The organism is Streptomyces odontotermitis, assembly GCF_050510915.1.
Lineage (GTDB): Bacteria > Actinomycetota > Actinomycetes > Streptomycetales > Streptomycetaceae > Streptomyces.
This window is the reverse complement of sequence record NZ_JBNJLS010000022.1, coordinates 65,293-78,999: the sequence shown is the minus strand read 5'-3', so window position 1 is coordinate 78,999 and position 13,707 is coordinate 65,293. Positions and strand designations below refer to the sequence as shown.

14 protein-coding genes are annotated in these 13,707 nt (G+C 70.7%); 6 read left to right on the top strand and 8 right to left on the bottom strand.

All coding sequences use genetic code 11. The features are described 5' to 3' along the window. The first annotated feature begins 78 nt into the window (after nucleotides 1-78). The gene (locus ACQB60_RS38110) at nucleotides 79-1,152 is read left to right on the top strand and encodes a murein hydrolase activator EnvC family protein (protein ID WP_496930674.1); all 1,074 of its coding nucleotides are present in this window, start codon (nucleotides 79-81) and stop codon (nucleotides 1,150-1,152) included. Nucleotides 1,153-1,182: 30 nt separating this feature from the next. Here ACQB60_RS38110 and ACQB60_RS38105 read toward each other — a convergent pair whose 3' ends face one another. From ACQB60_RS38105 to ACQB60_RS38070, 8 genes are all read right to left on the bottom strand, one after another. After that, on the bottom strand, nucleotides 1,183-2,061 hold the full coding sequence (locus tag ACQB60_RS38105) for a Cof-type HAD-IIB family hydrolase (RefSeq protein WP_496930673.1): 879 nt from the start codon (nucleotides 2,059-2,061) through the stop codon (nucleotides 1,183-1,185). Between the two features lie 255 nt (nucleotides 2,062-2,316). Then, on the bottom strand, nucleotides 2,317-3,234 hold the full coding sequence (locus ACQB60_RS38100) for an LLM class flavin-dependent oxidoreductase (RefSeq protein WP_496930672.1): 918 nt from the start codon (nucleotides 3,232-3,234) through the stop codon (nucleotides 2,317-2,319). A 115-nt stretch (nucleotides 3,235-3,349) separates the two neighbouring features. Further along, a complete protein-coding gene (locus ACQB60_RS38095) occupies nucleotides 3,350-3,799 on the bottom strand; it encodes a hypothetical protein (RefSeq protein ID WP_496930671.1) in 450 nt (149 codons plus the stop codon). A gap of 42 nt (nucleotides 3,800-3,841) precedes the next feature. Then, nucleotides 3,842-4,423: an RNA 2'-phosphotransferase gene (locus tag ACQB60_RS38090; protein WP_496930670.1), complete on the bottom strand. Its 582-nt coding sequence runs from the start codon at nucleotides 4,421-4,423 to the stop codon at nucleotides 3,842-3,844. Between the two features lie 252 nt (nucleotides 4,424-4,675). Then, nucleotides 4,676-5,641 carry a MerR family transcriptional regulator gene (locus ACQB60_RS38085; RefSeq protein ID WP_496930669.1) on the bottom strand — a complete coding sequence of 322 codons (966 nt, stop codon included), beginning with the start codon at nucleotides 5,639-5,641 and terminating at the stop codon, nucleotides 4,676-4,678. A 40-nt stretch (nucleotides 5,642-5,681) separates the two neighbouring features. Then, nucleotides 5,682-6,587 (bottom strand): metal-dependent hydrolase, encoded by a 906-nt coding sequence (locus tag ACQB60_RS38080; protein WP_496930668.1) that lies wholly within the window; start codon nucleotides 6,585-6,587, stop codon nucleotides 5,682-5,684. Beyond that, nucleotides 6,584-8,380 carry an SDR family oxidoreductase gene (locus tag ACQB60_RS38075; protein ID WP_496930667.1) on the bottom strand — a complete coding sequence of 599 codons (1,797 nt, stop codon included), beginning with the start codon at nucleotides 8,378-8,380 and terminating at the stop codon, nucleotides 6,584-6,586. The genes ACQB60_RS38080 and ACQB60_RS38075 overlap by 4 nt, the downstream gene beginning before the upstream one ends. Then, on the bottom strand, nucleotides 8,377-9,228 hold the full coding sequence (locus tag ACQB60_RS38070; RefSeq protein ID WP_496930666.1) for a M24 family metallopeptidase: 852 nt from the start codon (nucleotides 9,226-9,228) through the stop codon (nucleotides 8,377-8,379). The genes ACQB60_RS38075 and ACQB60_RS38070 overlap by 4 nt, the downstream gene beginning before the upstream one ends. A gap of 377 nt (nucleotides 9,229-9,605) precedes the next feature. Between ACQB60_RS38070 and ACQB60_RS38065 the strand changes: the two genes are divergently transcribed. The 5 genes from ACQB60_RS38065 (at nucleotide 9,606) to ACQB60_RS38045 (ending at nucleotide 13,630) form a co-directional block, all read left to right on the top strand. Then, nucleotides 9,606-9,905: a hypothetical protein gene (locus ACQB60_RS38065; RefSeq protein WP_496930665.1), complete on the top strand. Its 300-nt coding sequence runs from the start codon at nucleotides 9,606-9,608 to the stop codon at nucleotides 9,903-9,905. Between the two features lie 173 nt (nucleotides 9,906-10,078). Then, nucleotides 10,079-11,113 carry an ABC transporter ATP-binding protein gene (locus ACQB60_RS38060; protein WP_496930733.1) on the top strand — a complete coding sequence of 345 codons (1,035 nt, stop codon included), beginning with the start codon at nucleotides 10,079-10,081 and terminating at the stop codon, nucleotides 11,111-11,113. Next, a complete protein-coding gene (locus tag ACQB60_RS38055) occupies nucleotides 11,103-11,984 on the top strand; it encodes an ABC transporter permease (RefSeq protein ID WP_496930664.1) in 882 nt (293 codons plus the stop codon). Before ACQB60_RS38060 ends, ACQB60_RS38055 begins: the two co-directional genes overlap by 11 nt. Further along, nucleotides 11,981-12,892: an ABC transporter ATP-binding protein gene (locus ACQB60_RS38050; protein ID WP_496930663.1), complete on the top strand. Its 912-nt coding sequence runs from the start codon at nucleotides 11,981-11,983 to the stop codon at nucleotides 12,890-12,892. The genes ACQB60_RS38055 and ACQB60_RS38050 overlap by 4 nt, the downstream gene beginning before the upstream one ends. 18 nt (nucleotides 12,893-12,910) lie before the next feature. Continuing rightward, the gene (locus tag ACQB60_RS38045; RefSeq protein ID WP_384829078.1) at nucleotides 12,911-13,630 is read left to right on the top strand and encodes an ABC transporter permease subunit; all 720 of its coding nucleotides are present in this window, start codon (nucleotides 12,911-12,913) and stop codon (nucleotides 13,628-13,630) included. Nucleotides 13,631-13,707 lie beyond the last annotated feature (77 nt).

Below are 13,707 nucleotides of genomic sequence, written 5' to 3'. Positions count from 1 at the left end.
GCCGTACGAGGCACTCGCTCCCCCAGGTGCACGCGTGGGGCAGGTCCCGGAGTCGACGGCGGGGCAACGATCCGTGACATGTGTCCGAGTCGCCCGAGCCGTCGCCGCCCGCACCTCGTGTCCCTCCTGCTGTGCGCGCTGCTCGCCCTCGGCTGCCCCCCGGCCGCCGCGTCCCAGCTCCCCGGCGCCAGTGACCCGGACGCCGGCGATCCCGGCGTCAGCACCGAGGTGGCACGCCTCTACGAAGAGGCCGCCGCGGCGACGCAGCGCTACGAAGAGGGCCGCCAGGCCGCCGAAGTGCAGCGCGCGAAGGTCCGGAAACTGGACGGGCTCCTCTCCAAGGAGCGGCACGAGGTCGACGTCCTCCACGGTGACCTCGGCCGCATGGCCAGCGCCCAGTACCGCACCGGCGGCGGCCTCTCCTACACCGCGCAGTTGCTGCTCGCCGACAGCCCCGACGAACTGCTCCGGGGACGGCACGCCCTCGCCCAGGCCGACCTCGCCGTGAACAGCGCCGTCAGCAGGACCCAGCAGGCCGTCGGCAGGCTCACCGGCGCCAAGAAGAGGGCGGAGGCGGCACGGCGCTCGCTCGACCGGCGCACCGCCCGCCTCGCCCGGCTCAAGCAAGGCATCGAGAAGAAACTCGAGACCGCCCAGTGGACCCTCCAGGGCCAGGCCGACCGCTCGGTCGCCGCGGGCGCGTGCCGGGGCGCCGTCCGCCTCGACCAGCCCGAAACCCGCTCCACGCGCGCGTGGGTGACCCCCGTGGAGACGTACGAACTCTCGGCGGGCTTCGACAGCGCGGGCGAGCGGTGGGCGCACCGGCACACCGGACAGGACTTCGCGGTCGGCATCGGCGCACCCGTACGGGCCGTGGGCGCGGGCCGGGTGGAGAGCGTGTCGTGCGGCGGCGGCTTCGGCATCGAGGTCGTGATCCGGCACCCGGGCGGCTACTTCACGCAGTACGCGCACCTGGCGGCCGTCACCGTCGACCAGGGCGACCGGGTGCGCCCCGGGCAGTGGATCGGCCAGGCGGGCACGACCGGCAACTCGACCGGTCCGCACCTGCACTTCGAGGCGAGGCTCACGCCGTATCTGGGCTCGGGGGTCGACCCGAAGGCGTGGCTGGCGGAGCGGGGCGTCAGGATCTGACCCGCGCGGGCCACCCCCTTCGTGGGGGCGTCAGTTCGCGCCGCCCTGCCGCTCCAGGATCCGCTCGATGACGACCGCCACGCCGTCGTCGTTGTTGGCGACCGTGCGACCCGACGCGGCCGCGACCACGTCCGGGTGGGCGTTGCCCATCGCGTACGACGTGCCCGCCCAGGAGAGCATCTCGATGTCGTTCGGCATGTCTCCGAAGGCGACGACCTCGTCCGGAGTGATGCCGCGCTCGGCGCAGCACAGCTCCAGGGTGCTCGCCTTGGAGACGCCGGGGCCGCTGATCTCCAGGAGCGCGCTCGGGCTGGAGCGGGTGATCATGGCGCGGTCGCCCACCGCTTCGCGGGCCAGGGTCAGGAACGCGTCGGGGACGAGGTCGGGGTGGTGTGCCAGGACCTTCAGGACGGGCTGGTCCACCACATAGGAGTCCTCGGCCAGAAGCTTCTCGGCGGGGGCGACGCTCTCGCCGGGCTCCAAGTGCAGTGGCGGATAGGCCGGTTCGTGGTGCAGCCCGCCGGTGCGCTCGATCGCGAAGGACGTACCGGGCGCCGCGGCGCGCAGGACCGTGACCACGTTGAGGGCGGCCGTGCGCGGCAGCTCCCGCACCTTGATGAAGCGGTGGCTGCCCGGGCCGCCGTGCAGGTCGACGACCGCCGCGCCGTTGCCGCAGATGGCGAGGCCGTGACCGTGCACGTGATCGCTGACCACGTTCATCCAGCGGGCCGGGCGCCCCGTGACGAAGAAGACCTCGATGCCGGCGGCCTCGGCGGCGGCGAGCGCGGCGACCGTGCGCTCCGAGACGGACTTGTCGTCGCGCAGCAGCGTGCCGTCCAGGTCGGTGGCGATCAGCCGGGTCGGGGCGGAGGAGGCCGGAGTCTGGGGCCGCGAGGTAGCTGAGGTCACGCCTCCGATTGTCCCGCATATGCCTGCACGGGCGTGCGGTGGGGCGCACATCTGAGTGCGCTGCCCGCTCAGGCGCCCTCTTTGTGCGCAGGGCTCCCGCCCACGGCCCCGCGCGCTCCCGGGTGCTGGGGCGCACGGGGCGTGCGGGGCGTACGGGTTCGCGGTGCTGCACGGCCGGGCGGGCCCTGCGGGGCCCACGAGCTCGCGGTGTGCACGGGCTCGTGGTGCGCACGGGCTCGGGGGGTGTGCGGGTGCTCAGCCGTCCAGCTGCGCCAGTGCCTCCGTGGCGATCCGCTCGAAGACCTTCTCGTCCGCCGCGAAGTCCGTGCCGGGCAGCGGCCAGTGGATCACGATCTCGTCGAAGCCGAGGGCGGCGTGGTTGCCCGCGAAGTCGACGAAGGCGTCGAAGGAGTCCAGGGGCGCCGGATCGCGGTCCGGGGTGAAGCCGGTGAGCAGGACCTTGTCGAGCTCGGCGACGTCGCGGCCGATCTCCTCGCACGCCGTGCCGAGGCGCTCGATCTGTCCGCGCAGGGCCGCGAGGGACTCCTTGGGCGTCCCCGTCTCGAAGAGCTTCGGGTCGCCCGTCGTCACCCACGCCTGGCCGTGCCGCGCGGCCAGCTTGAGGCCACGGGGACCGGTGGCGGCCACCGCGAAGGGCAGCCGCGGCCGCTGCACACAGCCCGGGATGTTCCGCACCTCGTTCGCGGAGTAGAACTTCCCCTTGTACGAGACCACGTCCTCGGACAGGAGCCGGTCGAGCAGCGGCAGGAACTCGCCGAAGTGATCGGCGCGCTCGCGCGGCGTCCAGGGCTCCTCGCCCTCGCGCAGCAGCGACGTCGCGTCGAAGCCGTTGCCGCCCGCGCCGATGCCGAGCGTGATCCGGCCGTTCGAGACGTCGTCCAGAGTGATCAGGTCCTTGGCGAGCGTGACCGGGTGCCGGAAGTTCGGCGAGGTCACGAGCGTGCCCAGGCGGATGTGGTCGGTCGCGGCGGCCGCGGCGGTCAGCGTCGGCACGGCACCGAACCAGGGGCCGTCCCGGAACGTCCGCCACGACAGGTGGTCGTAGGTGTAGGCGGTGTGGAAGCCCAGTTCCTCGGCGCGCTGCCAGCGTCGACGGCCCCCCTCGTGCCAGCGGCGGACGGGCAGGATCACAGTGCTCAGACGCAGACTCATGTCCCCGAGCGTAAGCGGCGTCGCAGGGGCAACGCTTTGCGGCACCCGTGGACTCTTTATGGGCAGAGGGGCGCGGTGACGACGTCGGCGAAGGGCCGTGGCGACGGCAGCCGGGTCAGCGGACCTTTGAGCTCAGCCAGGGGGTGAGAGTGATCATGGGCATGTATTCCTTGTGCGTGCGGTCTCCGGGGAGGGGCACGATGAAGCGGTAGCCGGGCGGGAAGCGCCTGCCCTTGACGTACGCGAGGCCGCCGAGGACCGAGCGGAGGAAAGCGGGCACGTCGTCGCGCGCGACATCGGGGCAGTCGACGGTCTCGATGGTGATCAGCGCGTCGTCGTCCGGGTAGAGGTGGACGGAGATCCGGGGCGATCCCTCGGTGAAGTCCACGTATGCCTCGTGCGGCAGCGACCCGTCGGGGTCGGTCGTCACGCCGACGCCGGTCGCGCTGCGCCGGGAGGTCTGGTCGGCGCCGATGTCATGGCTGACCTCGATGTCCCGGCCGTGGGCCCGGGCCAGTTCACGTATCGCGGTCAGGACGGCTTCGGTGCTGCGGAACTGCTCCATGGTCCCTGATCATGCCTGCGGGATCCCGGGTGTGCACACCCGTCAGCGCTGAGGAAGCCGCAGGTAGGCCCGGGGTACCGCGGCGGTGAGCCAGACTCCGTTGGCGCTCACGTGGAAGAGGTGGCCGTCCCGGTGCATCGCGCCCGCGTCGACGGAGAGCACGACGGGGCGGCCGCGTCGGGCGCCCACGCGGGTGGCGGTCTCACGGTCGGGCGAGAGGTGCACGGCGTGCCGGTTCATGGGGCGCAGGCCCTCCGCGCGGATCGCGTCGAGGTGGCGGGCGACGGTGCCGTGGTAGAGGTACGCGGGCGGGGTGGCCGGGGGTAGTCCGAGGTCGACGTCGACGGAGTGGCCCTGGCTGGCGCGGATCCGGTCGTCGGCGACGGCGAAGCGCTGCTTGTCGTTCACGGCGACCACGTGGTCCAGTTCGGCCCGGGTGAAGCGGAAGCCGTGGCGTCGGGCCGCGTCGATGAGGGCGTCGATGGCGGTCCAGCCGGCCTCGTCGAGGTGGAGGCCGATGCGTTCGGGCTGGTGGCGGAGGTGTTTCGAGAGGTACTTGGAGATCTTCACCGTGCGCCGCTCGTCGGGCGTCGTGCTGCGGTCGGTCGTGAGGTCCTCGTCCAACCACTCGTCCGGCCCAGTTTCCCGCCCGGTTTGCGCTCCTGTCGTCCCTCCTTCGGCGCCTTTTGCTGCTTCTTGTCGTTCCTTGCTCATCGCCTCAGAGTGCCCGGTGGCTTGTTTCTCTCGCACTCGGTTTTTGGCCGTCCGGAAGCCATCGACTCTTCACCGGTGAATTTCGGTCCACAGGTTTGGTCCACAAGTAAGTGCAGTTATCCACAGGGGAATTGGCGATTCTGTGGACAACTCACAGGCAATTCAAGGGGTTTGGCGAACTATGTCGGGATTGCGGCGAGTTGTGGTGAGAGAGTCCAACGTGCGTGCCTGTACCTCGCGTTCGGTGGCCGCTGTGATGAACGCTGCGGCGTTCTCCTGGCCAACCAGGGCCTCCACGGCACGGATTGTGGGGGACGGAAGAGCCACGGACTGGGCCTCGAGGGTGTCCTGGGCGGGGTGGTCCGCGTCGAGGTGGCGGCGGAGGTGGCGGGTGGCGAACAGACGCATGGCGCGGGCGAGTTCGGCGTCGACGGTCTGCTGGGCGAGGGGGCGGAGCCTGCGTACGAGGGAGGCCGCCTCGGTCGCTTCGGCGTCCGTCGGCGGTTGCGGGCCGAGGTAGCGGGCGAAGACATGTTCGGTCGTGAACTCCAGGAAACGGGCGGCGATGTGCTCCACCTGTCCCCTCAACTCCCGCAAATGACCGGAGATCGCGGAGAGTGGTACGCCCGCCGCGTGCAACTCCGCTGCCACAGCGAGCTCTTGGGGGCTCGGCACCAGGAACTCGTCGTCACGGCCCGGCAGTGGCTCCAGGACACCGAGGGCCACCGCGTCCGCCACCGCCTCGTCGTCCGGGCTGCCGCCGAAGGCCGCGTCGAGCTCCGCGCGGGTGATCCGGTCGGCCTTCTCGTCCGTCCACGGGCCGTCGACCTCCGCGACCAGGCCGAGGACGCCGCCGAGGCCCCGGCCCGCGTCCCATGCCTCGAGGAGCTCCTTGATGGAGGCGAGGGTGTAGCCGCGGTCCAGCAGGTCCGCGATCTGGCGCAGCCGGGCCAGGTGCGTGTCACCGTACACATTGGACCGGCCGCGTCGCTCGGGCCGGGGGAGCAGGCCGCGGTCCTGGTAGGCCCGGATCGTGCGGACCGTGGCGCCGCTGTGGTGGGCCAGGTCCTCGATGCGGTACTCCACCCGCAGTTCGCCCCGCGGCTCCGGCCGCCCCTGTCCGTCCACGTGCTCCCGCCCTTCCTGACACCCCGTGCTGGAGAAGGAGCTAGGCGATCGCCGCCCGGCCGACCGCCGCGGCCGCCGCCCGGGCCGCGGGGGACTCGGCCAGGTACGTGACGGCCTTGCGCAGCGATCCCTCCTGCGAGGGATGGTACGACCGCCGCAGATAGCGGGGTATGGCCGTGCCCAGCTCCCGCCAGGTGGGCAGCAGCCCCTTCCTGACCGCCCTGTTGTGGGCCGGGAGCGAATAGCGCAGCCGGCCGGCGAGCTGGGGGTCGTGGCGCATCAGATAGGCCGTGCCCCAGAGCCAGAGGTAGAGCATCACCGGTGCGGTGACCGCCATGCCCGCGATGCGGCGGGCGTAGCGGGACAGGCCCTCGCCGCCGCAGTGCTGGTACATGTCGAAGGCGACCGAGCGGTGCTCGACCTCCTCCGCGCCGTGCCAGCGCAGCAGGTCCAGCATGACCGGGTCGGAGCCGGCGCGGTCGAGGCCCTCGGCGTGCAGCACCCAGTTGCCCAGGACCGCGGTGAACTGCTCGATCGCGGCGATCACCGAGAGGCGGAAGCGCAGCCACTCCTGCGCGGCGATGGGGGCGCCCAACGGAGGCTTCTCGCCGAGGAGTTTCTCGAAGAGGAAGTCGACGTACTTGGTGAAGTCGGCCGTCTCCAGCTGCTGGGCCGCCAAGTGGTCCAGGACGTAGGAGTGTTGCACGCTGTGCGTGGCCTCCTGGCCCATGAATCCCTTCACGTCCTTGAGGAGCACCGGGTCGGTGACCAGCGGCAGGCCCTCCTTGAAGACCTTCACGAACCAGCGCTCGCCGGCGGGAAGGAGCAGATGCAGGACGTTGATGACATGGGTGGCGGTGGGCTCGTCCGGGATCCAGTGCAGCGGCGTCTCGTCCCAGTCGAACGACACGCGGCGCGGGACGATCGCGTAGTGGTCGTCGCTCACAGCGGTGGCTCCAATCGGGCTATCGCACGCAGGGCCTTGGGGGTGAAGCGGGACATGAGGTGGGCGCCGCGGGCCTCGGGGGTGACGGGGACCACCGCCTGGTTCTTCACGACGGCGCGCAGGACCGCGTCCGCGACCTTCTCCGGCGGGTAGTTGCGCAGGCCGTAGAGGCGGCTGGACTTCTTCTGGCGGCGCTTCTCCTCGGAGGCGTCGACGCCGACGAAGCGGGAGGTCGCCGTGATGTTCGTGTTCACGAAGCCCGGGCAGATCGCGGAGACCCCGATGCCCTGGCCCGCGAGCTCCGCGCGCAGACACTCGCTGAGCATCAGGACCGCCGCCTTGGAGGTGCTGTACGCGGGCAGCGCCTTCGAGGGCTGATAGGCCGCCGCCGAGGCGGTGTTGACGATGTGGCCGCCCTGGCCGCGCTCCGCCATCTGCTTGCCGAAGAGCCGGCAGCCGTGGATGACGCCCCACAGGTTCACGTCGAGGACCTTCTTCCAGTCCTCGGCGCTGGTGTCGAGGAAGGCGCCGGAGAGGCCGATCCCCGCGTTGTTCACCAGGACGTCCACGATGCCGTACTCCGTGGCGACCTTCTCGGCGAGCTTCTCCATGGCCTGCTCGTCCGTGACGTCCACGGTCTCGCCCCAGGCTTCGGGGGCGCCGATGAGGCGGGACATCTCCGCCGTCCTGGCCGCCCCTTCCGCGTCCCGGTCGACGGCGACGACGCGCGCGCCCGCCTCGGCGAACGCGAAGGCCGTGGCCCGCCCGATGCCGCTGCCCGCGCCCGTGACCAGGACGAGCTGGCCGGCGAAGCGGTCGGCGTGCTTGCCGGAGGGGAGGCTGTCGTTCGCGGGCATGCCGTCCTCGTTGGTCGTGACGAATTCCGAGATCCATGCGGCCAGTTGGTCCGGCCGGGTGCGCGGGACCCAGTGCTTGGCCGGGAGGGTGCGGCGGACCAACTGGGGCGCCCACAGCTCCAGTTCGTCGTAGAGCTGGGGGGACAGGAAGATGTCGCCGAGGGGCAGGACGAGCTGCACGGGCGCGTGGGCGTAGGCGTCGGGGCGGGGCCTGCGCAGGCGCGCGCGGACGTTGTCCCGGTAGAGCCAGGCGCCGTGTGCGGCGTCCGAGGGCAGCGACGACGTCGGGTAGTCGCCGCCGGGGACCTTCTCCACGCGCTCCAGGATCTTCGGCCAGCGCTTGCCGAGCGGGCCGCGCCAGGCGAGTTCGGGGAGCACGGGGGTGTGCAGCATGTACACGTACCAGGACTTGGCACCCTGGCCGAGGAGTTGGCCGACCTTGCGCGGGGTCGGACGGGTCATGCGCTTCTTGATCCAGTGCCCGAAGTGGTCGAGCGAGGGGCCCGACATCGAGGTGAAGGACGCGATCCGGCCCTCCGTGCGCTTGACCGTGACGAACTCCCAGGACTGCACCGAGCCCCAGTCGTGCCCCACCACGTGCACCGGACGGTCCGGGCTGACCGCGTCGATGACCGCCACGAAGTCGTCGGTCAGCTTCTCCAGGGTGAAGCCGCCGCGCAGCGGGGTCGGCGCCGTCGACCGGCCGCAGCCGCGGACGTCGTAGAGCACCACGTGAAAGCGGTCGGCCAGGCGGGCCGCCACCTCGGACCAGACCTCCTTCGAGTCCGGATAGCCGTGCACCAGGACCACCGTGGGCCGGTCGCTGTCGCCGAGCTCGGCGACGCACAGCTCCACCCCGCCCGTGCGCACCCAGCGCTCGCGGGCACCCCGAAGGCCGTTCACCGTGCCCAGCTCCTTGCTGCCCCCGCTCGTCATGCGGCCGCCCTCTCCTCAGCCCAGCGCCGCACGTGCGGCAGGTCGTCGTCCAGCCAGAACGCGCTCTCTTCGGGGTCCTTGGAGTCGGTCACGACCAGGATCTCCTCGAACTTCGCGCCCGTACCCCGGAATCCGAGGTGCGGCTCGACCGCCCAGAGCCCCTTGCGGGGCGGGTGGTCGGAGAATTTGTACGGGGACCACAGCGGCGACCAGCCGTCCCGGTGGCCGTGGATCGCGTCGCTCGCCAGGCCCTTCAGGGACTGGGTGCCGAACCCGAACAGGTTCGGGTTGATCCGGCGCTCCTTGACCCGGTCGACCTTGTGCGCGATCACACCGAAGGGGTACGCGCGGTGGCGGTTCGCATAGCCCTGGCGGACCATGAGCCGGTCCACGGACTCGTAGATCTCGCGCAGGGGGCGGCGCTCGCGCACCTCGCGCAGGATCAGCTCGCGGTGTGCCTCCAGGTCGGCGAGGAGCTTGTCGTGCACGGGGTTGAGGCCGAGGCAGCCGGAGTAGCCGATGTCGGCCGTGTAGCCCTTGTAGACCGGGGCCATGTCGAGGATGAAGGGCATCCCCGGCTCCAGCCTGCGGTTGGTGGGGAAGAACTGCAGCGGTATCCGGAAGTTCACGAACGCCGTGCGGTCCCCGAACCAGGCGAAGGGCAGGTGGAACCAGTCCTGCACACCGCGCTCGCGCAGCCACGCGCGCTGCATCCGTGCCGCCTCGCGCTCCGTCACGCCCGGCTTGAGCTGCGCCGCGACCGCCTCCGCGCATTGATACGCGAGGGTCTGCACTTCCCTGAACCCCCGCAGTTCCGCGGAGAGTTCGCCTGCCACTGCTGAGGTCATGCCACCGTCCGTCCCGTGTCCGGATGTCTGTGCCGTCCCGCGTCCGCCGCGTGTCCGGCCCATCGCCGTACGCGCTCTCCCACCCGTCTCCCGGCCCCCCGCCCCTCAACGAGCCCGCTGCGCGGGCGCAGACCTAGTTGACACTGATGAATGTGACAATGCTCAGCGGCTACGTCAATAGGTCTGCACGGCCCTCCGGGAAAGGTCGGGGGCGCGAGGGCGTGCACGCGGGGCGCTGCGCTGAAGCGGTGAATGCTCGGTACCTGCCCGGAGAGGTCCGCGTTACGGAAGGCGGCAGGGCGCCGCGGGCGTCAACTGCACTTCCGTGGCACGACCGTCGTGCCTCAAAGAGCGTTCTGCCGAGAAGGGATACGAACGTGAAGATCGCCAAGGCTGCTGCGGGCGTCGTCGGTGTCGCGATGGCTCTGGGAGCCGCTTCTCCCGCCATGGCCGCCCCGTCGCCGAACGACGAGAACCTGGTGGACAGCAGCACGGTCTCCAAGAACGAGGTCAAGAACCCGCTCGACAACATCAACCTCAAGGTGATCGCGGACGCGGTCACCAGGGCTGCGGGCAAGCTGAAGACGGACAACGACCTCGCCTCGAAGACCAAGGCCCTCGGCAGCGCGTCGGCGGGCGGCACCAAGGCGGGCGCCTCGGCCTCGGCCACCCGCTGATCCACCCCGCAGTACCTCGGCGCCCCGGAACACCCGGGGCGCCGAACTTTCGGCTACCTCGGGGTCGACTTCCGGACGACCCCTACGGGCCCGTAATACTCCAGAGTGAGGCCAGGTAGAGCCTGTGGTCTGACGACCGGTGTGGCCCGCGCCACTACCTTCGAATCGTGACTGTGATCGCGACCGAAAGCCTGAGCAAGCGGTTCCCGAAGGTGACCGCGCTTGACCGGCTCTCCATGGATATCGGGCCCGGTGTGACCGGACTCGTCGGAGCCAACGGAGCCGGCAAGTCCACCCTGATCAAGATCCTCCTGGGTCTGTCGCCCGCCACGGAGGGCCGCGCCGCCGTGCTCGGCCTGGACGTCGCCACCAGCGGCGGTGAGATCCGCGAGCGCGTCGGCTACATGCCGGAGCACGACTGCCTGCCGCCGGACGTCTCGGCCACCGAGTTCGTCGTCCACATGGCGCGCATGTCGGGCCTGCCGCCGTCCGCGGCCCGCGAGCGCACCGCGGACACCCTGCGGCACGTCGGGCTCTACGAGGAGCGCTACCGCCCCATCGGCGGCTACTCGACGGGCATGAAGCAGCGCGTGAAGCTCGCCCAAGCGCTCGTCCACGACCCGCAGTTGGTCTTCCTCGACGAGCCGACCAACGGCCTGGACCCGGTCGGCAGGGACGAGATGCTCGGCCTGATCCGCCGCGTCCACACCGACTTCGGCATCTCGGTCCTGGTCACCTCGCACCTCCTGGGCGAACTCGAGCGCACCTGCGACCACGTCGTCGTCATCGACGGCGGCAAGCTGCTGCGCTCCAGCTCCACCACGGACTTCACCCAGACCACCACGACGCTCGCCGTCGAGGTCACGGACACGGACGAACACCCGGACGGGACAAGCGCGTTGCGCCGGGCCCTGAAGGACCGCGGCATCGCCACCCACGACGACGGTCGCGGCCTGCCCGGCGCCGGCCACACGGTGCTCCTGGAGGCCGAGAGCGAGGAGACCTACGACCTCGTGCGCGACCTCGTCGCCGACCTCGGCCTGGGCCTCGTACGCATGGAGCAGCGCAGGCACCACATCGCGGAGGTCTTCAAGGACCACGACGACGCGCGGCAGGAACCGGTCTCCGCGCGCGCGGCTGCCTGGGCAGCCACCACAGCGGAACGACAGGCCGCCGAACAGACAGGAGGCCGCCGCGATGAGCGCTGAGTCCACCCAGATCCACAACATCGGCTACCGCCACTACGACGGCCCGCGCCTCGGCCGCGCCTACGCCCGCCGCTCGCTCTTCTCGCAGAGCCTGCGCGGCTCCTACGGCCTCGGCCGTGCGGCCAAGTCGAAGGTGCTGCCGATGCTGCTCTTCGCCGTGATGTGCGTCCCGGCGCTGATCATCGTCGCGGTCGCCGTCGCCACGAAGGCGAACGACATGCCCGTCGCGTACACGCGCTACGCGATCCTCCTCCAGGCCGTGATCGGCCTCTACGTGGCGTCGCAGGCCCCCCAGGCCGTCTCCCGCGACCTGCGGTTCAAGACGATCCCCCTGTACTTCTCGCGCCCCATCGAGCGCGTCGACTACGTGGTGGCGAAGTTCGCCGCGATGGCCTCGGCCCTCTTCATCCTCACCGCCGCTCCCCTGGTCGTCCTCTACGTGGGCGCGCTGCTCGCCAAGCTCGACTTCGCGGACCAGACCAAGGGCTTCGGCCAGGGCCTCGTCTCCGTGGCGCTGCTCTCGCTGCTCTTCGCGGGCATCTCGCTGGTGGTCTCCGCGGTCACGCCGCGGCGCGGCTTCGGCATCGCCGCCGTCATCGCCGTCCTGACCATCTCGTACGGGGCGGTGTCCACGGTCCAGTCGATCGCCGACGTCCAGGGGAACGCGAACGCGGTCGCCTGGATCGGACTCTTCTCGCCGATCACGCTCATCGACGGCGTGCAGTCCGCCTTCCTCGGCGCGACCTCCGCCTTCCCCGGAGCCGAAGGACCTTCCTCCGCACAAGGAGTGGTCTATCTGCTCGTCGTCCTCGGGCTCATCGCGGGCTGCTACGGCCTCCTGATGCGCCGCTACCGGAAGGTCGGACTGTGACCACGATCAACATTGACCACGTCTCTCGCTGGTTCGGCAACGTGGTGGCGGTCAACGACATCACCATGAACGTCGGCCCCGGTGTCACCGGCCTCCTCGGGCCGAACGGCGCGGGGAAGTCCACCCTCATCAACATGATGGGCGGCTTCCTCGCCCCCTCGCACGGCTCGGTGACGCTGGACGCCCAGCCGATCTGGCGCAACGAACAGATCTACAAGGAGATCGGCATCGTCCCCGAGCGCGAGGCGATGTACGACTTCCTCACGGGCCGCGAATTCGTCGTCGCCAACGCCGAGTTGCACGGCCTGGACGAGCGGGCCGCCCAGAAGGCCCTCGCCACGGTCGAGATGGAGTACGCCCAGGACCGCAAGATCTCCACGTACTCCAAGGGCATGCGCCAGCGCGTGAAGATGGCCTCCGCGCTGGTCCACGACCCCTCGGTGCTGCTGCTCGACGAGCCGTTCAACGGCATGGACCCGCGCCAGCGCATGCAGCTGATGGACCTTCTGCGCGACATGGGGGACGCGGGCCGCACCGTCCTGTTCTCCTCGCACATCCTCGAAGAGGTCGAGCAACTCGCCTCGCACATCGAGGTGATCGTCGCCGGGCGGCACGCGGCCAGCGGCGACTTCCGCCGGATCCGCCGCCTGATGACCGACCGGCCGCACCGCTACCTGGTGCGCTCTAGCGACGACCGCGCCCTCGCGGCCGCGCTGATCGCCGATCCGTCGACGGCCGGCATCGAAGTCGACCTCAAGGAAGGCGCGTTGCGCATCCAGGCCGTCGACTTCGGCCGCTTCACCGCCCTGTTGCCACGCCTCGCCCGCGAACACGACATCCGGCTCCTCACGGTCTCGCCCTCGGACGAGTCCCTGGAATCGGTCTTCTCCTACCTCGTCGCGGCCTGAAGGGAGCCCTGGAGTCTCATGTACGACCCCACTGTCGCCCGGCTCACCTACCGGGCCCTGCTCGGCCGCCGCCGGGCACTGATCCTGCTCGCCCTGCCCGTCCTGCTCATCGTGATCGCCGCGGCGGTCCGCTCGTTCAGCGGCGCCGACGACCAGGTCGCCAAGGACCTCCTTCAGGGCTTCGCGCTCGCCACGATGGTGCCGATCATCGGCGTCATCGCCGGGACGGGCGCGATCGGACCCGAGATCGACGACGGCTCCGTGGTCTACCTCCTGTCGAAGCCGGTGAAACGGCCGACGATCATCTTCACCAAGCTGATCGTCGCGATCGGCGTGACCATGGCCTTCTCCGCGGTCCCCACGCTCATCGCGGGCCTGATCCTGAACGGGAACGGGCAGCAGATCGCCGTCGCCTACACGATCGCCGCCCTGGTCGCCTCCATCGCGTACGCCGCGGTCTTCCTGCTCCTCGGCACGATCACCCGGCACGCGGTGGTCTTCGGCCTCGTGTACGCCCTCGTGTGGGAGGCCCTCTTCGGCTCCCTGGTCTCCGGGGCGAAGACGCTCAGCGTGCAGCAGTGGTCGCTCGCCGTCGCCCAGAAGGTCGCCCACGGCGACCTGGTCTCCTCGGACGTGGGGCTGCCCGCGGCGACGGTGCTGCTGGTCGCCGTCACGGTGCTCGCCACCTGGTACGCGGGGCGGAAGCTGCGGACGCTGACGCTCGCAGGGGAGGAGTGAGAGGGGCCGTGCCCGGCCTTGACGGGGGCTTCACCCTCCGGTGTGGACACTGGACGGAGGGGGTGCAGTGGCAAGGA

Coding starts and splice junctions, on each gene's coding strand:
- ACQB60_RS38110 (WP_496930674.1), top strand. CDS start 79: ATGTGTCCGAGTCGCCCGAGCCGTCGCCGCCCGCACCTCGTGTCCCTC.
- ACQB60_RS38100 (WP_496930672.1), bottom strand. CDS start 3,234: ATGAGTCTGCGTCTGAGCACTGTGATCCTGCCCGTCCGCCGCTGGCAC.
- ACQB60_RS38095 (WP_496930671.1), bottom strand. CDS start 3,799: ATGGAGCAGTTCCGCAGCACCGAAGCCGTCCTGACCGCGATACGTGAA.
- ACQB60_RS38075 (WP_496930667.1), bottom strand. CDS start 8,380: ATGACGAGCGGGGGCAGCAAGGAGCTGGGCACGGTGAACGGCCTTCGG.
- ACQB60_RS38070 (WP_496930666.1), bottom strand. CDS start 9,228: ATGACCTCAGCAGTGGCAGGCGAACTCTCCGCGGAACTGCGGGGGTTC.
- ACQB60_RS38055 (WP_496930664.1), top strand. CDS start 11,103: ATGAGCGCTGAGTCCACCCAGATCCACAACATCGGCTACCGCCACTAC.
- ACQB60_RS38045 (WP_384829078.1), top strand. CDS start 12,911: ATGTACGACCCCACTGTCGCCCGGCTCACCTACCGGGCCCTGCTCGGC.